This is a genomic window from Rhizobium mesoamericanum STM3625 (assembly GCF_000312665.1).
GTDB classification, from domain to species: Bacteria; Pseudomonadota; Alphaproteobacteria; order Rhizobiales; family Rhizobiaceae; genus Rhizobium; species Rhizobium mesoamericanum.
In genome coordinates this window covers 3408493-3433782 of record NZ_HF536772.1, presented here as the reverse complement: position 1 = coordinate 3433782, position 25290 = coordinate 3408493, and the positions used below count along the sequence as shown (strand labels likewise).

At 60.8% G+C, this 25290-nt stretch carries 23 protein-coding genes; 12 read left to right on the top strand and 11 right to left on the bottom strand.

What is annotated here, in order from left to right; translation table 11 throughout:
* Nucleotides 1-77 precede the first annotated feature (77 nt).
* From BN77_RS16825 to BN77_RS16805, 5 genes are read left to right on the top strand one after another with little or no spacing between them, the layout of a single operon-like run.
* Nucleotides 78-1088: an AAA family ATPase gene (locus tag BN77_RS16825; protein WP_007534049.1), complete on the top strand. Its 1011-nt coding sequence runs from the start codon at nt 78-80 to the stop codon at nt 1086-1088.
* Between the two features lie 12 nt (nt 1089-1100).
* Complete coding sequence (locus BN77_RS16820) at nt 1101-2021, top strand: DUF58 domain-containing protein (protein ID WP_007534047.1); 921 nt, start codon at nt 1101-1103, stop codon at nt 2019-2021.
* On the top strand, nt 2018-4831 hold the full coding sequence (locus tag BN77_RS16815; RefSeq protein ID WP_007534044.1) for a DUF4159 domain-containing protein: 2814 nt from the start codon (nt 2018-2020) through the stop codon (nt 4829-4831). Before BN77_RS16820 ends, BN77_RS16815 begins: the two co-directional genes overlap by 4 nt.
* Before the next feature lies 1 nt (nt 4832).
* The gene (locus BN77_RS16810) at nt 4833-6902 is read left to right on the top strand and encodes a hypothetical protein (protein WP_007534043.1); all 2070 of its coding nucleotides are present in this window, start codon (nt 4833-4835) and stop codon (nt 6900-6902) included.
* A 3-nt stretch (nt 6903-6905) separates the two neighbouring features.
* Nucleotides 6906-7334 (top strand): GNAT family N-acetyltransferase, encoded by a 429-nt coding sequence (locus BN77_RS16805; protein WP_007534041.1) that lies wholly within the window; start codon nt 6906-6908, stop codon nt 7332-7334.
* Here the strand turns inward: BN77_RS16805 and BN77_RS16800 are convergent.
* Both BN77_RS16800 and BN77_RS16795 read right to left on the bottom strand, forming a co-directional pair.
* Nucleotides 7327-8637 carry an MFS transporter gene (locus BN77_RS16800; RefSeq protein ID WP_007534038.1) on the bottom strand — a complete coding sequence of 437 codons (1311 nt, stop codon included), beginning with the start codon at nt 8635-8637 and terminating at the stop codon, nt 7327-7329. The genes BN77_RS16805 and BN77_RS16800 overlap by 8 nt on opposite strands.
* 74 nt (nt 8638-8711) lie before the next feature.
* A complete protein-coding gene (locus BN77_RS16795) occupies nt 8712-9212 on the bottom strand; it encodes a GNAT family N-acetyltransferase (protein ID WP_007534036.1) in 501 nt (166 codons plus the stop codon).
* 268 nt (nt 9213-9480) lie between these two features.
* Here BN77_RS16795 and BN77_RS16790 point away from each other — a divergent pair, with 268 nt between their 5' ends.
* Nucleotides 9481-10467: a glutathione S-transferase family protein gene (locus BN77_RS16790; RefSeq protein WP_007534034.1), complete on the top strand. Its 987-nt coding sequence runs from the start codon at nt 9481-9483 to the stop codon at nt 10465-10467.
* A gap of 9 nt (nt 10468-10476) precedes the next feature.
* On the opposite strand, the gene BN77_RS16785 is transcribed toward BN77_RS16790, so the two are convergent.
* Nucleotides 10477-10914: an NUDIX domain-containing protein gene (locus tag BN77_RS16785; protein ID WP_051177195.1), complete on the bottom strand. Its 438-nt coding sequence runs from the start codon at nt 10912-10914 to the stop codon at nt 10477-10479.
* Nucleotides 10915-10997: 83 nt separating this feature from the next.
* Between BN77_RS16785 and BN77_RS16780 the strand changes: the two genes are divergently transcribed.
* The 4 genes from BN77_RS16780 (at nt 10998) to BN77_RS16765 (ending at nt 14158) form a co-directional block, all read left to right on the top strand.
* Nucleotides 10998-11936, top strand: a complete 939-nt coding sequence (locus BN77_RS16780) for a metallophosphoesterase family protein (protein WP_085989856.1) — start codon at nt 10998-11000, stop codon at nt 11934-11936.
* Between the two features lie 140 nt (nt 11937-12076).
* Entirely contained in the window at nt 12077-12637 is a 561-nt protein-coding gene (locus BN77_RS16775; RefSeq protein WP_007534028.1) for a tetratricopeptide repeat protein, read from the top strand.
* A gap of 170 nt (nt 12638-12807) precedes the next feature.
* Nucleotides 12808-13314 (top strand): RNA polymerase sigma factor, encoded by a 507-nt coding sequence (locus BN77_RS16770; protein ID WP_007534026.1) that lies wholly within the window; start codon nt 12808-12810, stop codon nt 13312-13314.
* Nucleotide 13315: 1 nt separating this feature from the next.
* On the top strand, nt 13316-14158 hold the full coding sequence (locus BN77_RS16765) for an anti-sigma factor family protein (RefSeq protein WP_007534024.1): 843 nt from the start codon (nt 13316-13318) through the stop codon (nt 14156-14158).
* Between the two features lie 99 nt (nt 14159-14257).
* On the opposite strand, the gene leuA is transcribed toward BN77_RS16765, so the two are convergent.
* From leuA to BN77_RS16750, 3 genes are all read right to left on the bottom strand, one after another.
* Nucleotides 14258-15973: a 2-isopropylmalate synthase gene (leuA, locus tag BN77_RS16760; RefSeq protein WP_007534022.1), complete on the bottom strand. Its 1716-nt coding sequence runs from the start codon at nt 15971-15973 to the stop codon at nt 14258-14260.
* A 331-nt stretch (nt 15974-16304) separates the two neighbouring features.
* Nucleotides 16305-17489, bottom strand: coding sequence for a benzoate/H(+) symporter BenE family transporter (locus BN77_RS16755; protein WP_007534017.1), 1185 nt, complete (start codon nt 17487-17489; stop codon nt 16305-16307).
* A gap of 165 nt (nt 17490-17654) precedes the next feature.
* Complete coding sequence (locus BN77_RS16750; protein ID WP_007534015.1) at nt 17655-18242, bottom strand: ATP-dependent Clp protease proteolytic subunit; 588 nt, start codon at nt 18240-18242, stop codon at nt 17655-17657.
* 214 nt (nt 18243-18456) lie between these two features.
* Between BN77_RS16750 and BN77_RS16745 the strand changes: the two genes are divergently transcribed.
* Together BN77_RS16745 and BN77_RS16740 are read left to right on the top strand one after the other, a co-directional pair.
* Entirely contained in the window at nt 18457-19260 is an 804-nt protein-coding gene (locus BN77_RS16745; protein WP_007534014.1) for a DUF2076 domain-containing protein, read from the top strand.
* 172 nt (nt 19261-19432) lie between these two features.
* Complete coding sequence (locus BN77_RS16740; protein ID WP_040677307.1) at nt 19433-20227, top strand: glycosyltransferase family 25 protein; 795 nt, start codon at nt 19433-19435, stop codon at nt 20225-20227.
* Nucleotides 20228-20317: 90 nt separating this feature from the next.
* On the opposite strand, the gene queF is transcribed toward BN77_RS16740, so the two are convergent.
* From queF to BN77_RS16715, 5 genes are all read right to left on the bottom strand, one after another.
* A complete protein-coding gene (queF, locus tag BN77_RS16735) occupies nt 20318-20782 on the bottom strand; it encodes a preQ(1) synthase (RefSeq protein WP_028747087.1) in 465 nt (154 codons plus the stop codon).
* Complete coding sequence (gene emfA / locus BN77_RS16730; RefSeq protein ID WP_007534008.1) at nt 20783-21697, bottom strand: CDF family cation efflux transporter EmfA; 915 nt, start codon at nt 21695-21697, stop codon at nt 20783-20785.
* Between the two features lie 233 nt (nt 21698-21930).
* Nucleotides 21931-22584: a hypothetical protein gene (locus BN77_RS16725; protein ID WP_040677304.1), complete on the bottom strand. Its 654-nt coding sequence runs from the start codon at nt 22582-22584 to the stop codon at nt 21931-21933.
* Between the two features lie 11 nt (nt 22585-22595).
* Complete coding sequence (locus BN77_RS16720; protein ID WP_007534005.1) at nt 22596-24755, bottom strand: xanthine dehydrogenase family protein molybdopterin-binding subunit; 2160 nt, start codon at nt 24753-24755, stop codon at nt 22596-22598.
* A 3-nt stretch (nt 24756-24758) separates the two neighbouring features.
* Complete coding sequence (locus BN77_RS16715) at nt 24759-25217, bottom strand: (2Fe-2S)-binding protein (protein ID WP_007534003.1); 459 nt, start codon at nt 25215-25217, stop codon at nt 24759-24761.
* Between the last annotated feature and the right edge of the window lie 73 nt (nt 25218-25290).

Below are 25290 nucleotides of genomic sequence, written 5' to 3'. Positions count from 1 at the left end.
ATAACTCTATCTGGTATGACGCTTGCGTGTAAGTCCGACGATTCGCGACGAATGATGTCAGCCGCTGGAGATGCCTTATGGGTATGATGAAGACCGAAGCCCCACTCGATGAAAAGGCGATCATCGCCGCGGCCGAGAAGGCCCTTGCAGATATTGCCGCCGTTCGGGGCGAAGTCTCGAAGGTTATCTTTGGCCAGGAAAGCGTCGTGGAGAACACTCTCCTCGCGGTTCTGTCAGGCGGCCATGCCCTGCTGATGGGCGTCCCGGGTCTCGCCAAGACGAAGCTTGTCACCACGCTCGGCGAAGTGCTCGGCCTCGCCTCAAACCGTATCCAGTTCACGCCGGATCTGATGCCCTCCGACATTCTGGGGTCGGAAGTGATGGACCAGGATGACAGTGGACGTCGCTCCTTCCGTTTCGTCAAGGGTCCGGTGTTTGCCCAGCTTCTGATGGCCGACGAAATCAACCGCGCGTCGCCGCGCACGCAATCGGCACTGCTGCAGTCAATGCAGGAATACCACATCACCGTGGCTGGGCACCGCTACGACTTGCCGGCGCCCTTCCACGTCCTGGCCACTCAAAACCCCCTGGAACAGGAGGGTACCTATCCTTTGCCGGAAGCCCAGCTCGATCGCTTCCTCCTCCAGGTCGACGTCCACTATCCCGAGCTTGCGGCCGAGCGGCAGATCCTGCTGGAGACGACGGGCGTCAGCGAAACGAAACCGCAAGCGACCCTGAATGCCGAGCGCCTCGTCGAGATCCAAACGCTGATCCGCCAGATGCCGGTGAGCGACAAGGTCGTCGATGCCATCCTCGCGCTTGTCCGCTCTGCCCGGCCCGGTCAAGGAAACGCTGCGACCGACAAGAACGTCGCCTGGGGTCCCGGCCCCCGGGCCGGTCAGGCGATGATGCTCTGCGCCCGCGCCCGCGCCCTTTACGAGGGCCGTCTGGCGCCGTCTATCGATGACGTTCATGCGCTTGCGGAACCGGTGCTGCAGCATCGCATGGCACTGACTTTTGCGGCCCGCGCGGAAGGCATGTCGGTTCGCGATGTCATTGAAGGGCTGGTCAAGCAGGCCAAGGGATAAGGAAGCGTCTGCGTGGCACCCATCGGACAGATCGTCAATCCGACCTCGGGCAGCGATGCGCTCGCTCGCGCAAGGCAGCGGGCGAGCCTTGTGCCTGATTGTCTGGTCGAGGCCAAGCGGATCGCGAACACTGTGATCGCCGGCTGGCACGGTCGCCGCAAGCGCGGTATCGGCGAGAACTTCTGGCAGTTCCGCCCCTATACCGAGGGCGAGAGTCTATCCCGCATCGATTGGCGTCGTTCGGCACGCGATGACCATACCTATATCAAGGACCGCGAGTGGGAGGCAGCGCACACGATCTGGCTCTGGGCCGACATGTCTGCCTCGATGATGTACAAATCGAACTATGGAAACGCGTCCAAGGAAGGCCGCGCGCTTGTCATCATGTTGGCGCTTGCCGAAATTCTGGCACGCTCGGGCGAACGCATCGGATGTCCCGGCGTGATGGAGCCGATCGCCGCGCGCAACGCGGCCGAGCGGCTTGCAACGGCATTGATGCATGCGCCGCTGAGCGGGGGGCTGCCGGATACAACCATGATCCGCGGCTGGAGCGAGCTGGTGCTGATCGGCGATTTTCTCGACGACGCGGCGGCGGTCATGACGCGGATCGGTCCCTTGGCCCGGCGCGGGCTGCGAGGCCACGTGATCGAAATCGCCGATCCGGCCGAGGAGCTCTTCCCCTATGATGGCCGCACAGAATTCACTGATCCTGAAACCGGTTCGAAACTGACATCGGGCCGCGCCGAACATGTTCGCGAAGCCTACACGCGTGCCTATCTCAGCCGCAGGGACGATCTCGGCCAGGCGCTGCGCCACATGGGCTGGACCTTTGTCAGTCATCGCACCGACCATCTCGCCTCCGAAGCACTGGTCGCCGTCCACATGTATCTTTCGGGCATGCCGGCCACGGCTGCGCATGGAGGGCACCCATGAGCGCGCTCCCCTTCGCCTTCGCCTACCCCGCAATCCTCGGCGCCCTCGTGGCGCTACCGATCATCTGGTGGCTGCTGCGGTTGACGCCGCCGCGCCCGAAGACGGAAGTCTTCCCGCCGCTGAAAATTCTCGCAACGGTCTTAAAGCGGGAAGAAACCCCTGCCCAGAGCCCCTGGTGGCTGACGCTGCTGCGCATGATGCTTGCCGCCATCGTCATTCTGGCGATCGCCGATCCCGTCTTCAATCCGCGCACCAATTCAATTGCTTCCGGCGGCCCCCTCGTGCTCTTTGTTGACAACGGCTGGGCGACGTCGCCCGATTGGGATCGCCGCGTGAAGACGGCCGACGCGCTGATTGACGACGCTGAAGCCGCGGGTGCGCCGGTTGCGATCGCCTTCACTGCCGACCCGACCAACGATGCAGTCCCGGGAACCGCAGCCGCCGCCCGTGACAAGCTGCGTGCCGCAGAGCCAAAACCGCTTGTGCCCGATCGCCATCGCGCTCTTGAAGCGCTCCGCGCCGCACTGAACGGCGTCCGTCCTGGCACTCTCGCCTTCCTGACCGATGGCGCCGCCGCAATTGACAACGACGCAACCGTGCGCCAGCTTTCTCTTCTCTCCCCGGCTCAACTTCGTATGATCAGCGGCGAGGCGGCTGAGACGATCGCGATCACGTCGGCAAGCAATACCGCGGATGCGATGACCGTCACCGCCACCCGCCTTGATAGCGCTAGCGCCGCCTCGCGCCCCATCACTGCGCAAGATACTCAGGGCCGCCCGATCGCGACCGGCTCGATCGATTTCCAACCGGGTCAAAGCATCGCGACCGGATCGATCACTGCACCATTTGAAATGCGCAATGATTTCGCGCGCGTCAGTATCGACAACCACGCCACGGCAGGCGCTGTGCACTTGCTCGACGACGGTTTCAAGCGTCGCCGCGTCGTCCTGCTTTCGGGCGAAGTCAGCGATACGTTCCAGCCACTGCTTTCGCCGCTCTATTACATCCAGCGCGCGCTGCAGCCTTATGCCGATTTGATCGAACCGAACTCGCCAGATCTCGCGACCTCGATCCCGGATCTTCTGTCGCAGAATCCTTCCGTCATTATCATGGCTGATATCGGCCGCCTTCCCCAGCAAACCTACGACCCGCTACAGCGCTGGATCGCCAATGGTGGAACCTTGGTCCGCTTCGCAGGGCCGCGCCTTGCCGCCGCTCCCGCCGACGACCCGCTGGTGCCTGTCACCTTGCGCCAGGGCGAGCGCGCCCTCGGCGGCGCGATGTCCTGGGTCGAACCGCAACCTCTTGCCGAGTTTCCCGCATTCGGCCCATTTGCCGGAATGGCGAAGCCAACGGATATTACGGTCAAACGTCAGGTTCTCGCCGAGCCAACCCCGGATCTCGCCGAACGCACCTGGGCGAGCCTTGCCGATGGGACGCCGCTCGTCACAACGAAGCCGATCAACGCTGGCAGAATTGTCCTGTTCCATGTCAGCGCGGAGGCAACGTGGTCCGACCTGCCGATTTCGGGCAATTTCGTGGAGATGCTGCGTCGCCTTGTGCAATTGTCACGTTCCGGCGGCGTTACCGCCGAAGCCGGGGGCGCGTCAACCGCAGAGGCATTGCCGCCTTTCCGGTTGTTGACTGCCAAGGGCGCCCTGACCACCGAAACCGGTACAGCACGCCCATTGATCCCCAATGCGAAAGTCACGCCGATTGCCAGCTTTGATAACCCGCCTGGCCTCTACGGATCCGAAGAAGGATTTACCGCGCTGAACGTGCTGCCGAAGAATGCTGAACTGAAGCCGCTTGATGTGTCGGACATCACTGTCGTTCGCGAGGGATTGATCGGCGGCGAAACCTGGTCGGCAAAGCCCGCACTGTTCCTGATTGCCTTTCTGCTGCTTTTGGCCGACAGCCTGATTGTGATGTTCATGAGCGGCGCCTTCTCACGCCTGCGCACTGGCGCGCGCGCAGCCGCTCTTGTTGCGGTGGCGGTCAGTGCGGCCTTCTTCCTGCAGCCGGAGAAATCGTATGCCGATGATACCAAACCCGGTGACGAACAGATTTTCCAGCGGCTCGACAACACGCACCTCGCCTATGTCGTCACCGGTGAACAGGACGTCGACCGGATATCCGAACGAGGCCTGGAAGGCCTTACCGAATTCCTGACCTATCGCACCACATTGGAGCCGTCTCCGCCTGTCGGCCTGGATCCGACGAAGGATGAGCTCTCCTTTTATCCGATCATTTATTGGCCAATCTCGGCGAGCGCGCCCATGCCCTCGGCGGCGGCGATCAACAAGATCGATGCCTATATGCGGGCGGGCGGAACGGTGCTCTTCGATACGCGTGATCAGTATAGCGCGCTGGACAACAATGGCGGCTCGGTCAGCGCCAACGGCGAACGATTGCAGCAGATTCTCGCCAATCTCGATATTCCGCCGCTCGAGCCGGTACCGTCGGACCATGTATTGACGAAATCGTTCTACCTGCTCTCGAGCTTCCCCGGCCGCTATACGGGTAGCCCGCTATGGATTGAAGCACGCCAGGAAAACCGCGCCGAGAATGCCAAGTCGGCAGCCACGGCCGACGGCGTTTCCCCCATCCTCATCACTGGCAACGACTTTGCCGGCGCCTGGGCGGTCGATGACAACGGGGTTCCCATGCTGCCGACGGTTCCGCCAGACGAAACCCAGCGCGAATATGCCTACCGCAGCGGCGTCAACATCATGATGTACATGCTAACCGGCAACTACAAGACCGATCAGGTCCACGTTCCCGCCCTCCTGGAACGGTTGGGACAGTGACATGACGGTTGATTTCTCTCCCTTCATTCCTTGGCCGCTCCTCGCAGGTCTTGCGATCATCGTCCTGGTCACCGCAGCCTTTTCAATCTTGCGCCGCGTGCGTGGCGCCTGGATCCGTTCGATTGCAGCCCTTGCTTTGCTGGCCGCCCTCGCCAACCCACTCTTGCTGCAGGAAGACCGCGAGCAACTGTCGACCGTCGTACCCGTCATCGTAGACCGCAGCCAGAGCCAGCAGACGCCCGAGCGCATCAAGATGACCGACGATGCCCTGGCGCAGTTGAAGGATCGCCTCTCTCGCTTGCCCGGCATCGAACCACGCTACGTCGACGCGACGGAACCGGAAGGTTCCGACGCCCCGTCGACGCGGCTGTTCAATACGCTCTCCGCGGCTGTCGCAGACGTGCCGCCTGCGCGTATCGGCGGCGCGATCATGCTGACGGACGGCGAAATCCACGACGTTCCCGGCGTCAATCAGGCACTCGGCTTCGATGCGCCGATCCACGGCCTGATCACCGGCAAAGCCAACGAATTCGACCGCCGCATCGAAGTTGTCAAAGCTCCACGCTTCGGGATCGTCAACGAGGAGCAGCAGCTGATGCTGCGGGTCTTCGACGATGGGCCGAGCCCCGGCGGCACGGCAAACGTCACAGTGAAACTCAACGGCAACGAAATCGCTACACTCCAGGCAACGCCCGGCCGCGATACGCCGTTTTCTTTCAAGGTCGAGCGCGGCGGCAGCAACGTCCTCGAATTTTCGGTCGCCAACCTCCAGGGCGAAGTCACAGACGCCAACAATCGGGCAGTCCATTTGATCGACGGCATTCGCGAAAATCTGCGCGTCCTGCTTGTCTCCGGCGAGCCGCATGCCGGTGAGCGTGCGTGGCGCAACCTACTCAAGTCGGATGCGTCAGTGGATCTGGTCCACTTCACAATCCTGCGCCCGCCCGAAAAGCAGGACGGCACGCCGATCAACGAGTTGTCGCTGATCGCCTTCCCCACGCGTGAGTTGTTCGTCGACAAGATCAAGGACTTCGACCTGATCATCTTCGACCGCTACCAGCATCGTGGTGTGCTGCCGATCCTCTACTACGACTATATCGCCCAATATGTGGAAAATGGCGGCGCCCTGCTGATTGCCGCCGGTCCTGAACATGCCGGCCAGGATTCCATTGCGCTGACGCCGTTGTCGTCGGTACTGCCGGCCGCTCCGACCGGGCAGATGATCGAGAAGGCCTTCTACCCGAGGCTTTCGGAGGAAGGTCGCAAGCACCCGGTTACCCGCGGCCTAGATGGTTCTGTTGACGAACCGCCACATTGGGGCCGCTGGTTCCGCAGTGTCGATGTCGAGCCGCCACAGGGACAGACAGTGATGGTCGGTGCCGACAACCATCCGCTCCTCGTTCTCAATCGCGCCGGACAGGGCCGCGTTGCGATGCTGCTCTCCGATCAAGGCTGGCTGTGGGCTCGCGGCTTCGAGGGGGGCGGTCCGCATGCGTCGCTCTATCGTCGCGTCGCCCACTGGCTGATGAAGGAACCGGCGCTTGAGGAAGAGGCCCTCACGGCCCGGGCATCCGGTCGCACGCTGGAGATCACGCGCCAGACCATTGGCGCCGACCCAGGCAACGCAACGGTCCGCTACCCGTCCGGAAGGACCGAAACCCTTCCCCTGGCGCAGGCCGAGCCCGGCCTTTTTAAGGCCGAGAGGAAGATGGATGAGATCGGCCTTTTCGAAATCCGAAATGGCAACATGACGACGCTCGCACATGTAGGCGCGGTCGATGCTCCTGAATTCAAGGCAATGATCTCGACGAGCGAAGCGCTGAAGCCGATCGCCGACAAGACCAAGGGCCTCATCGCCCGGTTGTCCGATGCAAGTGGCACAATCAGCATTCCGCCGATCCTGCCGGTTCGAGGCCAGATTCGCGTGGCCGACGACGAACGCATGCAGATCCACCTCACCAACGAAACGGTGCTGAAGGGCATCAACACCCTGCCGCTGTTTGCCGGCTTCGCCGGCGTCGGCATCCTGCTGCTCGCCTTTGGCGCCATGTGGTGGCGCGAAGGGCATTAGCACATGGCCGCGTTGGAAGTGACCGGCTCGCCTGCCGCCGACGATCTCAGCAGGATCGGCGACGCGCTGTCAGCCTTCAACGTTTATGACGTCGGCCCTGCCGAACGCCAACCGCTTGCGGTCCTCATCCGGGACACCGATGGCAACGTCTCCGGTGGCCTGTCCGGCTATACCGCCTGGGGCTGGCTGTTCACCCAGTTGCTGTACATTCCCGACGCCGAACGCGGCAAGGGCATGGCCGGCAAGATCCTTGCTCTGGCGGAAGCGGAAGCAGCGGCACGCGGCTGCCACGGGGCGTGGATTGATACCTTCAATCCGCAAGCACTACGGGCGTATCAGCGGCAAGGCTACGAGATATTCGGTGAATTGCCGGAGTTTCCGAAAGGTCGTACCCGCACCTTTCTGCGCAAGCCGCTTCCAGAGACTAGCTGAGTGCCGTTTGGCGTGTTTCGGTATCGATCGCCGTTGCCGCCAGGGCCGCCACGATCAGCAGGCCCGCAAACAGGCCGACCGCCAGACCGAATCCACCCGAGACGATGAACGCCATTAAGGATGGAGCAAGCAGTCCCCCAAGCCGGGCCATCGCCCCAGCGGCGCCCATGCCCGTTGCCCGCGAGGCCGTTGGATAGAGTTCCGGCGTGTAGGCATAGAGCGCGCCCCACGTCCCGAGCAGTGCAAAACTCATGACCAGCAGAGACGCGCCTACCAGCATGTCGTCAGGAGAGATGACGAAGAGGAGGCAGCCAAGTGCAGACAGGAGGCAAAAACCGATCAGAGTCGGCCTGCGCCCAAACGCCTCGACCCCGTAGGCGGCAAGGACGTACCCCGGGATCTGGGCCAGTGCGACGAAGACCAAAAAACCGTATCCGCGCACGAAGCCGAATCCATCGCCTGCGAGCTTCGCCGGCATCCATGTGAAGACGCCGTAATAGGAAACCGAAACAAGGAACCAGATCGTCAGGATCAGCACGCTGCGGCGGCGGAGTTCGTTGGAAAACAGGCCCTCAACCACTTGCGGCGACGCGACGATCTGATCTTCGGGCAGGAGGGGTGTTTTCCGGTGCAGCGCCAGCATCCGATTGACGATCACCTTGGCCTCGCCGGCCCGCCCGCTCCGCAGCAGGAAGAGCGGTGATTCAGGAACGAAGAAGCGCAGCGTCAGGCCCACCAGCGCCGGCACCGCGGTGACGGCGAAAATGTAGCGCCAGGTGTCGGCTACCCCGGCAACACTCGCGGCCCAGGCGGCCAGTGCGACAACAAGTGTTCCAATCGCCCAGAAGCCTTCCAATGCCACCAACCAGCGGCCACGGCTCTTGGCGGGCAGGAACTCGGCCATCATTGCATAGTCGACAGGCAACGTACCGCCGACCGCTGCGCCCGTCAGGAAACGCAGCACGAGCAGGCCGGCAAAGCTGGGAGCGAAGATCGATAGAGTGCCAAAAAGCGCATCGCAGGCAACGGTGGCGATCAGGACCCGACGCCGCCCGACCCTGTCGGCCAGGCGTCCAAAGGCGACAGCACCGATGAGCATGCCGAGAAAGAACAGCGTGCCGGTCTGCAAGGCCTGTGGAAGCGTCAATCCGAACGTTGCGGCGATCGAAGCCGCTGTAAAGCCGACGGCGAGGACTTGCATGGCATCGGCCGCCCAGACAAGACCGAAGATGCCGATCAGGCGCCGCTGAAAGGCACCGATACCGGCGCGATCCAGTACCTCGTCCATGGAAATGCTGCTCATGCTCCGCCTCTAAAGCCACTGACGATCCCGCGAAGCGCTGCGTCTCAGGCATATGGCTCAATACCGTAGAAGGTCTATTTTCGCCAGGCGATCGTTCCCTTCAGTCTGCTATGCGCATCCTCGGCAAGCGGCACGACCAGCACGCGAGACGGATCAACGGGACCAGGAAACGAAAGCGCGTTGTGGGCTACGCGCTCGAAGCCGAGCGGGCAATAGTAAGGCGGATCACCGACGAGGATGACCGCTTCCGAACCCTTCCGACGTGCCGCGTCAATGGCAATCCGGACAAGTTCCCGGCCGATGCCGCGGCCCTTATGGGAGGGCCGCACCGCAAGCGGCCCAAGCAGGTGTCCGTTCACCGAGCCGGCCTGAACGGGCGTCATGCGCACCGACGCGATCGTCTCTCCGTCATCTGCACAGATGAAGGAAAGCGAAAGATCGTGCGGTCCCTGCTCGCGGATTCGCGCAGCGGCGCGGGTATGCCGGCCGGGCCCGAAGGCTTCTTCGTTGATATGTTCGATTGCAGCGTCGTGCGACGCATCCTCAGTGAGGTAGACCAGATCGTGCTTGTGCATGATGAGACGGAAACCAGATGACAGAATTGATGGATCTCGAGCACGCCCTTCGGCGTTCGGGAGCATCAGCGTCGTCGCAGGTTTCTCGGTACAGACATCAAATCGGGTTCCAAAAATGTAAAATGGCCGATAGCAGGAAAAAATTCGGTCGTCCAATGGAATTTGGCGCAACGACGCGTAGCGTGACGCAGTGTTCAATCTTTACCTGCCTGCAAACATGCCGGGGCTACGATATGTTCGAGCCAAGTTAAATGTGAAGGATTAAAACATGGGCATGCTAGTTGATGGCGTCTGGCATGACGTCTGGTACGATACCAAGGAATCCAAAGGCCACTTCAAGCGCGCTGCTTCCCAGTTTCGAAACTGGATTACTGCCGATGGCGCACCTGGCCCATCCGGAACGGGCGGCTTTAAGGCAGAGGCAGACCGCTACCATCTTTATGTCTCGCTGGCCTGCCCCTGGGCGCATCGCACGCTGATCTTTCGCAAGCTCAAGAAGCTTGAGGACCTCATTTCGGTTTCCGTCGTCGATCCCCTGATGCTGTCGAAGGGGTGGGAGTTCAATGTTGGCGATGGTGCGACCGGAGACCATCTCTTCGGTTTTCAAACGCTGTCAGAAATCTACGTGAAGGCCGACCCGCACTATTCGGGACGTGTGACGGTACCGGTGCTGTGGGACAGGAAGACCGACACGATCGTGAACAACGAATCGTCCGAAATCATCCGCATGTTCAACAGCGCCTTTAATCATCTGACGGGCTCGACCGCCGATTTCTACCCGGACGATCTGCGCGCCGATATCGATCAGCTCAATGCTGTCGTTTACGACACCGTCAATAACGGTGTCTACAAGGCTGGCTTTGCAACGACCCAGGAGGCTTACGGGGAAAACGTCGTCAGGCTCTTCGAAACGCTTGATACGCTCGAAGACCGCCTCCGCAAGGGTCGCTATCTCTTCGGCGATCGGCTGACGGAGGCCGATTGGCGGCTATTCACGACGTTGGTTCGCTTCGATAGCGTCTATGTCGGCCACTTCAAGTGCAACATCCGCCGCATTGATGATTACTCCAATCTTTCTGCCTATCTGCGTGACCTTTACCAGACATCAGGCGTCCAGGAGACCGTGAACTTCCGTCATATCAAGGACCACTATTACCGCAGCCACAAGACGATCAATCCGACCGGCATCGTTCCCGTCGGCCCGCTGCTGGATCTCGATCGCCCGCATGGCCGTGCCCGCTTGGCGGCAGCCTAGCTCGCCACTCTACCAGACGTGCGCAGGCTCCTTGTCGCCCGCAAGCTCCGCAAGACGGCGGCGGGTCGCCTCGGTTGTACCTAATGGCAGATCATCGATCGCGAAGAAGCCGCACTCGACGATTTCCCTATCCGGTGGCCGGGGTGCTGTCTGTTCCACCTGCGTCTTGTAGAAGACGACGTGGTCACGGCGGCTAGCCGCCGTGTTGAAATAGATATGGAAGAGCTGAGGTCGACCGAGGATGCGCAAATTTCCCTCCTCCCGGAGCTCCTTGATCAGCGCCTCTTCGGCAGTTTCATTGCGCTCGAGCCCGCCGCCCGGCATATGCCAGCCCGGCAGGTAGCTGTGGCGCACGAGAAATATGCGCCCTTCGGAATCGAAGCAGGCGGCGCGCACGCCCATCGTCATTCCGCGGGCGATCGCAAAATAGGCATGCACGATCCGCATCAGCACTCGCGACTGCCAGGGGCGTATGGTTCCGATCACGCTTTTTCCAATTCCGCTAATCCGTTCAAGCAGATGTGTTTGAATTGCAGACTGACTGGGCTATGTGTCGTCGCATGTTCAAGCTCGCGCACATCTCCGATATCCATCTCGGCCCACTTCCTCGCCTTTCGGTCCGCGAGCTCTTTTCCAAACGCATTACTGGCTTTGTGAACTGGCATCGCAACAGGAGCAAGCACCTTTTCGGCAGCACGCTCGATCTGCTGCTCGATGACATACGCGAAAAGCAAGCCGATCACCTGGCGGTTACCGGCGATCTGGTGAACCTCGCGAGCGGACTGGAGATCCGCGCCGCCGCCGCATGGCTGAAGGAACTCGGTGATCCCGCGGATAATTCGGTCGTCCCCGGAAACCACGATGCCTACGTGCCCGGCGCCTACGAAAAATCGGTGCGTGCATGGTACGACAATGTGCGCGGCGACCTCGCCCCGGCAGAGTGGCAGGAAGATCGCCACGTCTTTCCCTATCTCCGCGTTCGCGGCAAGGTCGCGATCGTCGGCTGCTCCACGGCGGTCGCAACGCCCCCCTTCGCGGCCAGCGGCTTCTTCGGAGAACGCCAGGCCCGCGATACGGTGAACATGTTGCGTGCAGCTGGGGAGGCCGGCTTGTTTCGTGTGGTGATGATCCACCATCCGCCGATCCACGGCGCTACCTCCTTTCACAAGCGGATGATTGGCATTCGCCGCTTCGGCGCCGTGATTTCCACCGGCGGTGCCGAACTGGTGCTGCACGGCCATACCCATTTGAACACGCTCAACTGGCTGCGCGGCCAAACCAGTCCGGTCCCGGTGGTCGGGATCGCCTCGGCATCGCAAGGTCCTGGAGGGCTGAAGCCCCGCGCCGCCTACAATCTCTTCACCATTGACGGCTCTCCCGGAGCCTGGGAACTGACGGGAGAGCGCTTCAGCATCAACTCGATGGGCGACGGCATCTGCGAAGAAAGCGTTGATATTTTCAAGGTTTAACGAAATTCGCGGAATCACTTTCTCGTCCAGCTGATGCAGAAACTAAAGATGACGCTACCCTGAATTCGGAAAGCATTGGAAATTGCCACCGGCCACATACACTCATCATCTCTAACCCATCATTTCACGGAGTCGTGCGCATGTATCTGGCACCCATCAGTCTTCGCTGTCTGGCTTTGGCAAGCTCTCTTGCCATCGCCGCCACTTCCTCCGCCCTTGCCATCGGCGACGAAAGCGATGAAACAAAGCCGCCGCCAAAGACCGAAACCACGACAAAATGTGCGGACGGCAAGGTCTGGGATGCGAAGCGCAAGGAATGCGTAGTCCCGAAGAAGAACTCGTTCAACGACGACGAGCTCTACAAAGCCGCCCGCGAATTCGCCTATGCCGGTCAATACGACAACGCTTTGACCGTGCTTCAGCTTGCCAGGAACCAGAACGATCCGCGCATCCTGAATTACCTCGGCTATGCCAATCGCAAGGCGGGCAGAACAGAGCTTGGAATGTCGTATTACCGAAAGGCGCTGCAGGCCGACGAGAATTATATTCTGGCACGGTCATATATGGGACAAGCTTTGGTGGAACAGGGTGACTTGCAGGGAGCGCGTGTCCAGCTCGTCGAGATCCGTGATCGGGGCGGCGAGCAGACCTGGGCCTATCGTTCGCTGCTGCAAGCCCTGAACGGCTATCGCACGTATTGAGATGGATCCGAGGCTGGGGCTTGCGAAGAAAAAGCTTTGAGAACCGGTGGGATAGGCTGCCCGATGCTTGCGAAGCATCCGGTACTTGTTTCATAAAGGACACAGAAGCAATATAAATCGATCTCCTGCTTTGCGTTCTGCTGAACGCCCGAGCGCTACTTGGAAAGACCATGCGTCAACCCGTGACGACCATCGACATCAGACGCGACCTGGTAGGCCTTCTGCCCAGGCTGCGGCGTTTCGCGATGACCCTTGCAGGTGACGCGGTGAGCGCGGATGAACTCGCGCAAGCGGCGTGCGAGCGCGCTATATCCAAGAGCAACCAATGGAATGGCGAAGGGCGCCTGGAAAGTTGGGTTTACACCCTCGCCCGCCAGCATTGGAGCGACGACCATCGCCGACGCAAGCCACATCCCGCTGCCAAGAGCAATGTCACCGATATCAGGCAAGCAAACCGCGACCGTATCTCACTCGTCGAACCCGATGTCATCCACCGCATGATCGCAGACATGCCTGAAGGCACGTCAAGCACGTTTCTGCTGGTGGTCGTCGAAGGTCATAGTTACCAGCAGGCCGCCGACATTATGGGTGTCACCATCAATATCGTTGTATCACAGCTTGCCGCGGCGAGACTGCATTTCGCCAGTGTCTCGGACAATTATGCTCACAGGTACTGAATTGCTCGATTTCAAGAAACTGCCGCTCGATGTTCAGTTAACCGCCCTGCTGGATGGTGAGACGACGCCGGAACAGAAGCACGAGCTTGAGCAGCGCCTGGCGACGGACGAAGGCGCCAAACGGCTCTTTGACAAGCTCCGGCACGGCGCCGACTTCGGAAAGCATCGCTTCGACGATGTTCTCAAGGAACCGGTTCCCCTCGCCCTGGTTCGCTCGATCAAGAGCGCACAACCGCCAAAGGCTCCGATTGCGCCGCGCGCTTCGCGGCCCTCGCTCAAGCTTGCGCCGACCGGGCCACAGGCGCTTGCGGCGGCAATCATCCTCTTTGTCGCAGGTTGTGGTATCGGTTTTTTCGTTGCCGGCAGCACCAGCACGATGCGATCGATCGCCCCGACAACGATGGAAACCGCCTCGGAACCCACCGAATGGTTGATGGACGTCGTCGCCAACCAACGGCTTATAGCCCGCCAGCCCCGTCATATTTTTGAAGTGCCGTCGACACAGGCGGAGGAAATTTCGACTTGGCTGACCTCAACTGTCGGCGTTGCGTTCCGCGTGCCTGACCTGTCGGATCAGGGCTGGACCTTCCAGGGTGCACGTGTGTTCATCGGTGACGGAAGGCCGGTCGGTCAGCTCGTCTACACCAGCGCGGATGGCGATCTGGCGTCCATCTGCTTCCGCAAGGACAATTTGCCTTCCGATGCCGATGATTTCAAGGAAACGATCAAGGACGAGATCGGCGTGGTCTCCTGGCACAATGCCGGCACGTCCTATGTGTTCGTCGGTCCATCGTCAGAAGCCTCGCTCGGCCAGCTCGCCATGCAGGTTGCGACATCGATCTGATGTTTTGGCGGGCTGCAACGATGGGCTGCCCGAGTGACGCCAGATTCTCAGCGCTCTTCAGGAAAGCGTGCAGCGGAATAGTCCGCTGCACGCATTGCCTCAGGCTTTGCCGGCCTTGACTTCGAGCACGCGGTTGGCCGCAGACACGATTGCTTCGAGAGAAGCGCCGACGATGTTCGTGCTGATGCCGGCACCAAAGAGCTTGCCACCGGGATATGAGGTCTCGACATAGGAGATGGCGGCAGCGTTCGAGCCGTGCTGGAGTGAATGTTCCGAATAGTCCTCGACCGACATGTCGATGCCGAGATAGTGCGAGAGCGCGTTGATGAAGCCGTCGACCGGGCCATTGCCCCTGCCCTCGATGCGCTTCGTCTCACCGTTGTCGGTGATCTCAGCGGCAACGATGCGCTGCCCCTTGCGCTCGGGATCGGCATAGGTGTGATGGTCGACGAACTTGATGCGGCCCTCAGGCTGCGTCACGTAGCGCTCGATGAAGCGGTCGTAAATGCGCTTCGACGGCAATTCCTTGCCTTCTTCGTCGGTGATCCGCTGAATGTCTTCGCGGAACTCGACCTGCAGGTTGCGTGGCAGGTTCAGACCGTAGTCCTGCTGCAGGATGTAGGCGATACCGCCCTTGCCGGACTGCGAGTTGATACGGATGATCGCCTCGTAGGTTCGGCCGACATCCTGCGGATCGATCGGCAGGTAAGGCACTTCCCAGACCGGGTGATTGGCGACCTTGATCGCCTTCATACCCTTGTTGATGGCGTCCTGGTGCGAACCCGAGAAAGCCGTATAGACCAGTTCACCGACATAAGGGTGGCGTTCGCCGATCGGCATCTGGTTCGAATATTCGAAGACTTCCTTCATCCGCACGATATCGGAGCAATCGATCTCAGGATCGACGCCCTGCGTGAACATGTTCAGCGCCATGGTGACGACGTCGACGTTGCCGGTGCGCTCGCCATTGCCGAACAGCGTGCCTTCGACGCGGTCGGCACCGGCCAGCAGCGCCAGTTCGGCGGCGGCGATGCCGGTGCCGCGGTCGTTGTGCGGATGCAGCGAAATGATCAGGTTCTCACGGTTGTCGAGATTGCGGCACATCCACTCGATCTGGTCGGCATAGATGTTCGGCGTCGCCATTTCGACGGTGGACGGCAGGTTGATGATGAGCTTGTTGTCGGGCGTCGGCTTCATCACGTCGATGACGGCATTGCAGATCTCCAGCGCCACCTCGAGTTCGGTGCCGGTGAAGCTCTCCGGCGAATATTCGAAACGATAGCCGCCGCCGGCCTTCGCGGCCATGTCGGAGATCATCTTTGCAGCGTCGACGGCGATCTGCTTGATGCCCATCACGTCCTTGCCAAATACGACACGGCGCTGCAATTCGCTGGTGGAGTTATAGAAGTGAACGATCGGGCGGTTCGCTCCTTCCAGCGCCTCGAAAGTGCGGGTGATCAGTTCCGGGCGGCACTGCACCAGCACCTGCAGCGATACGTCGTCGGGCACGTTGCCCTGCTCGACGCACCAGCGAGCGAAATCGAAATCCGTCTGCGAAGCAGAGGGGAAGCCGATCTCGATTTCCTTGAAACCCATGTCGAGCAGCAGCTGGAACATGCGTGCCTTGCGGTCGTGGCCCATCGGGTCGACCAGCGCCTGATTGCCGTCGCGCAGATCGACCGAACACCAGATCGGTGCCTTGGTCAGCGTCTTAGACGGCCACGTGCGGTCCGGGATGTTCACCTGCGGATAGGCGCGATACTTGATCGCCGCCTCGGGCATGCCCTTGGTTTGGGAGCGGGTGTTCGTGTCCATGTCTTCTCTTCCTCTTCCCGTCATCTGGCCAGCCGCGTCATAACGCATCGGGTCTGGCTTGGCGATGACGAATCCGGTGCGAAGGCATCCGGTTAATCAGTTTTCGGGATTGGTCACGAGGAGCGATGGCCTGGGCGGGCTTTCGGCCGCCGGGCGCTCCTCAACGGACCCGGCAACCGCGCGTAAGGCCGAGGAGAAGAAGCGAGGTAAGGGCGCGCGTGTTGTCACGGAGCGCAATACGCCCGCGAACAATCTGCGTCGAAATCATGATGCCCGTGTTCTTCATGGTCGCGCTTATAGCCGGGGTACAAAAAACTGGCAATCCCTCCGTCTATTTTTTCGCCGCTTGCACAATACGTGACAGCGCCAGCATCAGCCCTCCGGCGAGCAGTCCCCAGAATGCCCCCGAGATGCCCGCGAAGGAAACGCCCGATGCCGTCACCAGAAACGTGATGGCCGCCGCCTCCCGTGACTCCGGCTCCTGGAAGGCCGACATAGCAGAGCTCGAAAATGCACCAACCAGTGCGAGGCCTGCCACCGCCTGGATCAGGATCGGTGGCGCCAACGCCACGAAAGTCGTCACTGCCCCCGCCAAAAGGCCGAGGACGACATAGCAGATGCCCGAGACGAGGACGGCCCAGTAGCGCCGCGCCGGATCGGCATGCGCGTCCTGGCCGGCGCACATCGCCGCGGTAATCGCCGCGAGGTTGACCGCGTGGCCGCCGAACGGCGCCGACAATATCGAAAACAGTCCTGTCACGGAAAAGAGCGGCCCGGGCTTCGGCAGGTAGCCGTTGACCTTCAAGACGGCGATGCCCGGGATGTTCTGCGACGCCATGGTCACGATGAAAAGCGGCAGGGCGATGGAAACGAAAGCCGGCAGGTTAAAGACGGGCATAACGAACTCGATGGGGGGGCGCAGCGCCTGTTCGAGCGAGCTGAGCGCTCCGTCAGGAATGTCGACGCCAAAGGCAACCACCAGCACAAAGGCTGCAAGCGCTGCCGGTACCGCCCAGAGCCGCTTGACGGCACCGATGACGATCCACGCCGCCACGATCGGCAAACCGAGCAACGGATTGAAGCCGATCGCCCTCACCGGCGCAAAGCATAACCCAATCAGCACGCCAGCGAGCATCGCGTTTGCCAGGGGCGCAGGAATGGCTGCAACCGCCCGGCCGAGTGGCTTGAACAGGCCGGCAACGACGATCAGCGCCGCACAAATAAGAAACGCGCCGACAGCAGCATTGAATCCGCCCTCGACCACACCGGTACTTGCAAGCAGCGCCCCGCCCGGAGTGGACCATGCGATGCTGATGGGCAGCCGCGTCACGGAGCTGAGCACGATTGCGCAAAGCCCCAGCGCAATCGACAGCGCCATAAGGCCTGACGCCGCTTGCGTATCCGTCGCACCGACACTCTGCAGACCGTGCAGAACGACGGCAAAGGAGCTGGCAAATCCGACGAACGTGGTGAGGATGCCCATGAACAGGCTTTGGATGGAAAAGTCTTTGAGCATGGCGAGACTCAAGTAGCGGAAAGGTCCGCATGGAAGCCGTATCGCGGGGACTTGCGCAAGGGCAAATCCGCGCCAAATCGTCCTGCGATGGGAGAACTTACCCCAAAGCAAAAAAGCGCCCTCGCTCGCCATCCAGCAAGCGAGGGCGCTTCTCATGACACGAAATCAGATGTCGGACTGCGCCGTGATGATACGCGAAACGAGACCGTAGGCCTTGGCTTCTTCTGCCGACAGCCAGTAGTCGCGGTCGGTGTCGGCAGCGATCTTCTCGTAAGGCTGGCCGGTCGCTTCAGCCATGATCTTGTTCAGGCGCTCGTTCATCTTGATGATCTCGCGAGCCTGAATCTCGATGTCGGAAGCCATCCCACGCGTGCCGCCGGACGGTTGGTGCAGCAGGAAGCGCGTATTCGGCAGGCAAAGGCGCTGCTCCTTCGGCGCCGCGACGTAGATCAGCGCACCGGCCGAGGCGACCCAGCCTGTTCCGATCATCCAGACCTTCGGCTTGATGAACTTGATCATGTCATGGATCGAATCGCCGGATTCGACATGGCCGCCAGGCGAATTGACGTAGATGCGAATATCGTCGTCATTGGCGGCTGCGAGCGCCACAAGCTGCGTGCAGACCTTCTGCGCGAGTTCCTGCGTAATCGGCCCGTAGATGAAGATCGAACGCGACTTGAAAAGGTTCGCCTCCGTTTCCTTGCCGAGCGGCAGTTCCTTCGTCTTCTCGTCTTGTTCTTCTTCTTCGTACATTCGAACCTCTCTTACGTCCTATTCGGGTTCCTCGCACATAGTGCGACTCCATGCGTAAAACAATGCGGGAAAAAGACAAGCCACGGAACGGATGAAGATATGGTTAGGCGGCCGCGCCGGCTTACCGAAATGTAATTTGAGTGGCTTTGAAAAGTCGGAATCCATTCCTACGTCATCCCTAGCGAAACATCGCAAGCAACAAAGGAGCCCGGCCATGTCACCCGAAGAACACCAACTGCTGAGCGCACTTTTCGAGCGCGTCCGCACCGCATCGGCAACGCCGCGTGACCGTGATGCCGAAGCGCTGATTGATCAGGCAACGCGCGAGCAGCCCTACGCCGCCTATTATCTTGCGCAGGCCGTGATCGTGCAGGAAAAGGGGCTGGAAGCGGCGGCAAACCACATCAAGCAGCTCGAAGAGCGCATTCGCGTTCTCGAGGCCGATCAAAGCGAATACCACAGGGCCGAACAAGGCGGCGGCTTCCTCAGTTCGATCTTCGGCAGCAGCCAGGCGCCACAGCAACCGGCGCCACCGCCACCCTCGTCAGGTCCTTGGGGGAACGCCCCGCGCCAGCAGATCCAGCAGGATCGCGGCTTCGACACCGCCCCCCGCGCCATGCAGCAGCAACCGAGCGGCCCCTGGAGCCCACAGGCGACGGCTCCCTCTGCAGGCGGCAGCTTCTTGCAGGGCGCGCTGGGGACGGCAGCCGGCGTTGCCGGAGGCATGTTGCTCGCCAATTCGCTGAGCGGGATTTTCGGGAGCCACATGTCGTCGCTTGGCTGGGGCTCGCCGCTTGCCGGCAACAATCCCTTCGACAACGCGCCGACAGAAGAGACCGTCATCAACAACTATTTCAACAGCGACGGCAACAAGCAGCAGGCAGCCGATAACGCGAACAACGATAACGACGACAACGACACTGCCAGTCTCCAACAAGCCGACTATGATAGCGACGATGACAGCTTTTCCGATGACGATCCGTCCGACTTCGGCAACGACGACAGCTTCAACGCTTGACCACCTTCACGACCGCGGATGCAGGATTCGGCGACCGTCGAATCCTCGCATGCCCCATCTGCAAATGCCTCTCCACCTTCGGGCCAGATTGCAGCGGGCGCAGAAGGGTCGATTGATAAGCCCTGAACGGACGGATAAGGTCCGGCGAGTTTATTGATCAGCCGGAGCACCAGTGAAGATCCTCATCATCAGTCGGATATCCGAAGAGAAAAGACGGCAGTTTCAAACACGGCAAATGCAGAAATTGGGACTGGAGTTCGAGTTTCTGAACGCGTTTGAAGCGCGCGACCTCTCCGTCGAAGATTGCCAGAAAGCAGCAAACACCTGGCCAAGCCCGACACTGCGTGAGGATATCGCTTGCTTCACGTCGCACCGGATCGCCTGGCAAATCATCACGGAGCGAAACGAACGGACGCTGATCCTCGAAGACGACGCGGTGTTGTCCGAGAGCTTTGCCGATGCAATCAGAAGCATCGAGGCCCGTAGCGACGATTGGGACTGCGTCTACGATCTCGAATTCGCGCCTCGCCCCCATATCCTTGCAAAATCTCCCATCTGGACTGACGGCATCTACAGGGCGACGCGTGTGTTCCAAAACCGGGTCGGCACGGCCGGCTACGTCATCGGTGCGCGGGCGGCTGCAAAAATGTTGGAGGATACCAAGAACTACGCTCTGATCGACGCCTATTTCTGGCATCGCGCATGGCTGAAAGCCTACCAGATCGAGCCGACACCGGTCATCCAGATGCAATTCCTAGATGGCAGCGCCGACAAGGCGGCATTCGTGCGCAAGTCCATCGACCGTGCCTTCAGCCCGCAAAGCAAACTGCGCAAGAACCTCATGCGGCTCGGCCTCGAAGGCATCAAGACCAGAAATCTCATCCGCGGTTGGTTCGGGGGCGAAAAGCGCGGTCTCAGGATGGATCGGGCGAGCTTCCCGCCCGATCCCGCCAGATCAGCCGATTGACAGAAGCGTCCCGGAGAATGGCTGGCAAACGATGTATGCAGCCTTCATCGCCGCCGCCAGTTATGCAATGATAGCATGAAGTCCTGACGTTCAGCCGCGGCCGCGATAGGTGGCGACACCCTGATCGGGCAGCCAAACTCCTTCGGGCGGCTTGCCAGTCTGCCAGAAAACGTCGATCGGAATGCCGCCGCGCGGATACCAGTAGGCCCCGATCCTAAGCCACTTAGGGTCGAGCAGTTCGACCAACCGCTTGGCGATATAAATCGAGCAATCTTCGTGGAAGGCGCCGTGATTGCGGAAGGCATGCAGGAACAGCTTCAGCGACTTCGATTCGACCAACCATTCGTTCGGGATGTAGTCGATGACGATGTGGGCGAAATCCGGCTGCCCCGTCATCGGGCAAAGCGAGGTGAATTCCGGCGCCGTGAAGCGGACAACATAGTCGGTGCCGGCATGGTTTGACGGTACCTTTTCCAGCACCGCTTCCTCAGGCGACTTGGGAGATTCCGTCTGGCTGCCCAGCATGGATAGGTTGGATACATCTGTTATGGGCATTCAAGCCTCCTTGATGACTTTGACGCGAATACCGTGGGCTTTCTCGCCTTCTGGCTCGACGTGAATGGCGACGCTGGAGCCCGGATGCGCTGCACGGATGGCGTCTTCAAGGCGATCACAGATGTCGTGTGCCTGCCTTACAGATAGGGCAGCCGGTACGACAAGATGAAAATTGACGAAGGTGACGGTGCCGGCACGACGTGTCTTCAAATCATGCACGCCGATTGAACCCGCCGCGTTTGTGGCAATCGCCTGCTTGATCGCCGCCTCTTCCTCGGGCGTGACCGCCTGATCCATAAGACCGCCAATCGAATGCGAGATCACCTTCCATCCCTGATAGAGGATGTTGACGGCGACCAGGATCGCGAGCATGGGGTCGAAGATGGCATAGCCGGTGGCGAGCGCCAAGAGCAGACCGACCAAGACACCGACCGAGGTAACAACGTCGGACATGATGTGCTGGCCGTCCGCGGTCAACGCCGCCGAGCGATGCTTGCGCCCGTTCCTGATCAGGATCTGCGCCCAGACGGCATTGATCACACCGGCCATGAAGTTGATCGCAAGACCGAGCGCCGGCGCATCTAGCATTCGCGGCGCGGCAAGATGCCCGATCGCTTCATTGACGATCAACAGCGCCGCAACGACGATCAGCACGCCCTCGGTAACCGCCGAAAGGTATTCCGCCTTGTGGTGTCCGAACGGGTGGTCATGGTCCGCCGGCTTCTGCGCGTAGCGGATGACAAAGAAGGCGATGAAGGCGGCAACGACGTTCACCGTCGATTCCAGCCCGTCCGACAGCAATGCCACCGAACCCGTTACCCACCAGGCAAGCATCTTCAGGCCCATGACCCCGAACGACATCGGGATACCCCAGAGCGCCAGCCGCTGAACCGTGAGATTGGCCTTCTCGTCCATATTCATCCCCTGCGCAGACATCGGTGCGGATGCGAATGAATTGCAGAAGCCAGCTCATTCAAACGCAAAACCGCCCGCACGAAAATCGCGCAGGCGGCCCAACAATTCTGATATGGTGATACCAGCATATTTTGTCAAACGGCGCTGCGAGAAATACCGACGGAATTTCACGCAGCAAATCTGACGTCGAACTCGGTTCAAAGGAGGCAGGAAGGCGCTGGAGGCTTGCGCCCTCAGCCTGACGGACAGGCGGCTCCCGTATCGACCCAGGCCTTGATCAGTTCACCGAACTGCGACTGGGTGCCGGGTGCGGGCTCGCGGCCTTCGCCCGGGTTCCAGCCCCAGCCAACGAGGCTGTCATGAGACATGTGCTCGACAATCTTGTTGAGGTCCCTGCCGCCGTTGCGTGCCGGGTCCTTGAGCTGTTGACAGATTTCGCCGAGCGACTTGCCGACCCACGCCATTTCGATCGGCGCCAGATGCCATGCCGCATTGCCCGGAATGCTTTTCAACGTTGACGACTGACCGACAATGGTTGCATTCTCCGCACCGTGACAAGTGTTGCACATCATGCCGGGGACACCCATGCCGCCGTCGCCGCGGCTGACCGGCGGCTGATGCGGGTGCATCGCCATCGTCTGCAGCGGCCTGTCGCCCGCCGGATGGCAGTTCAGACATCGCGGATGTTCGATCACCTTGCCGGCCTCTTCGAAGAGCGCGACCGAGCGCGATTTCTGGTCGACGATCGAGGAGAAGGACGCCGCGGACTTGAGGGGAGACTTGTCGATCGCCGGCGCTGTCTGCGCCAGCGCCATGAACGAGGCGGGCAAGGCCGCAACAACCGAGATGCCGCCTGCCGTGCAGGCGAGTGCTAGTCTGCTTTTCATGTCCGCCTCCCTCAACTCGTCGCGACCGCAACGATTGGCAGGCCGCGAACCGGTGCGCCGGTCAGACGCCGCCAGGCGTTGGCGGTCGCCGGGCCAATCGGCGGGACTCCCGGCTCCCCGACACCCGTGGGCGGCTCGCCGGATTTGATGACAGCCACCTCGACATCCGGCATCTCGTTGATTCGGATCGACCGGTAATCATGGAAATTCGATTGTACGATCGCACCACCCTTGCCAAGCGTCACGGCATCGAACAATACGGCCCCAAGACCGTAGCCGATGCCACCTTCCATCTGCGCCTTGATGATATTTGGATTGATGGCAACGCCGCAATCAACCGCGCACCAGACTTTGTGGACGCGCGGCGTTCCGTCGGCCAGGGCGGATACCTCAACGACCTGGCTGACGTAGGTGTTAAAGCTCTTGACCACGGCGACGCCGCGCTGTCTGCCTTCGGGTATCTTCGCTCCCCAATCAGCAAGCTCCGCGGCCTTCTTCAACACGCCGGCGTAACGGGGATCTTCCTTCAGCTGCTCAAGCCGCCCCTCCACCGGATCCTTGCCCGCCATCTGGAGCAGCTCGTCGAGGAAAGTCTCGACCGCAAAGCCGGTATGCGTATGTCCGACAGATCGCCACCAGAGCGGCGGTACGGCGAGCTTCACATTATGCGAGATAACCCTGACGTTCGGCACGTCGTAAGGCAGGTCCGAAGCCCCCTCGACTGACGTACTGTCAAGATCCGCCTTGCCCAGAATCGACTGGCCGACGATCGCCTGGTCCCAGGCGACGATCCGGCCATCCGCGTTGATTGCGCCGCGCATCTTGTGAAGATACATCGGTCGGTAATAGCCGCCGCGGATATCATCCTCGCGCGTCCACATGTGCTTGACGGGACGCGACTGGTCGGTAGCCGCAAAGGCGGCGGCGGCCTCCTGCATATACGGCGAGCCGAACTGCGCCTTGCGCCCGAAGCTGCCGCCGGTGATTTGGGTATTCAGCCTGACCTTCGACGTGTCGAGCCCGACGATCTTTGCCGCGGTATTCTTGTCCATGCCGGGGAATTGTGCACCGTTATAGACGTCGAGACTGCCGTCCGCCGCCCTGATGAAAACCGCGTCGAGCGGCTCCATGGGCGCATGGGCAAGGAAGGGAAAGACAATCTGCGCTTCGAGGGTCTTCAGCCCCTTGTCGCCAAAGGCTTTCTCGACATCGCCCTTCTCGGCTGCAGTGACGCCCTTCTCTGTCAGCGACTTCGCGTAGTCGGCGGCAAGCTGGTCACTGGAGCGGGTCTCCGCGTTGGAAAGATCCCAATCGACCTTCAGCACGGAACGGCCCTTCAGCGCGGCAAATGTGTTGTCGGCATAGACGGCGACGCCCTGCGGCAGTTGCTTGACCTCGACGACACCCTTCACCTTGCGCGCTTCGCTATCGTCGAACGATTTGACCGCTGCGCCGAAGTGGTCGGGGTGGGCAACCACCACGACGAGAAGATCATCCGGCACAATGTCGAGTGTAAAGATGGCCTGGCCGTTGGTCTTCGCAACGGTGTCGAGCCTTGGCAGTTCCTGGCCGATCAAAGTGAACTTCGCCGGGTCCTTGAGTTTGACGTCAGGCGGCGGCTTGATGCTCGCTGCCTTCGTTGCCAGTGCACCGAAGCCACTTTCCTTGCCTGAACCAGGATGCCTGACGCGGCCCTTCTCGACGATAATTTCGCTTGCCGGCACTCTCCATTCGTCAGCGGCTGCTGCAACCAGCATGGCCCGTGCCGTTGCTCCCGCCTTGCGGAACTGCTCGTAAGAATTGGCGATAGACGACGACCCGCCGGTGCCCTGCAAGCCGAAGGCGAGGTTGGCGTAGACCTTGTCGTCTGCTGGCGAATGCACGGCGCGCATCTGCCCCCAATCGGCATCCAGTTCCTCCGCGACCAGCGTCGCAAGACCGGTGAACGGCCCCTGCCCAAACTCGATGTGCTTGGATAGGATTGTCACCGTGTCATCGGGGCCGATCCTGACGAAGGTGTTCAGCGTCATCAGCGAATCCGCGCCGCCTGCCTGCACACCCTTCTCGGCCGCGAACACTGGTATTTTGGGCATCAGGGCAAAGCCGATTACCAGTCCGCCCGTGCCTGCGAGAAAGGAGCGGCGCGTTGTTGAAATCTCCTGGATCGCCATAGCTCAACCCTCCATTGAAGCGGCGGCGTTGTGGATCGCCGCTCGTATCCGGTGGTAGGTGGCGCATCGACAGATGTTCCCGGCCATTGCCCCGTCGATATCGGCGTCGGTCGGTTTCGGGATGTTTTGCAGCAGCGAGACAGCCGACATGATCTGGCCCGATTGACAGTACCCGCATTGCGGCACATCGATCGCGATCCAGGCGGCTTTCACAGCCTCCGCTTCCTTCCCCTCGAGCCCTTCGATCGTGAAGATCTCGGAACCTTCGGCAGTCGAGATCGGCGTGACGCAGGAGCGGCGCGAAAAGCCATCCATATGCACCGTACAGGCACCGCATTGGGCAACGCCACAGCCGTATTTCGTGCCTGTCAGTTTCTCGAAATCGCGGATGACCCAGAGGAGTGGTGTATCAGGATCACCGTCAAAGGTCTTCTTATGTCCGTTGAGCGTGAAAGTAACCATCGGGCGAGCCTCGTTTCTGCCGGATCCATTGCGGCCCCAGGAGCAGCGCAGCATTCTTCACAACGGGTAAGCT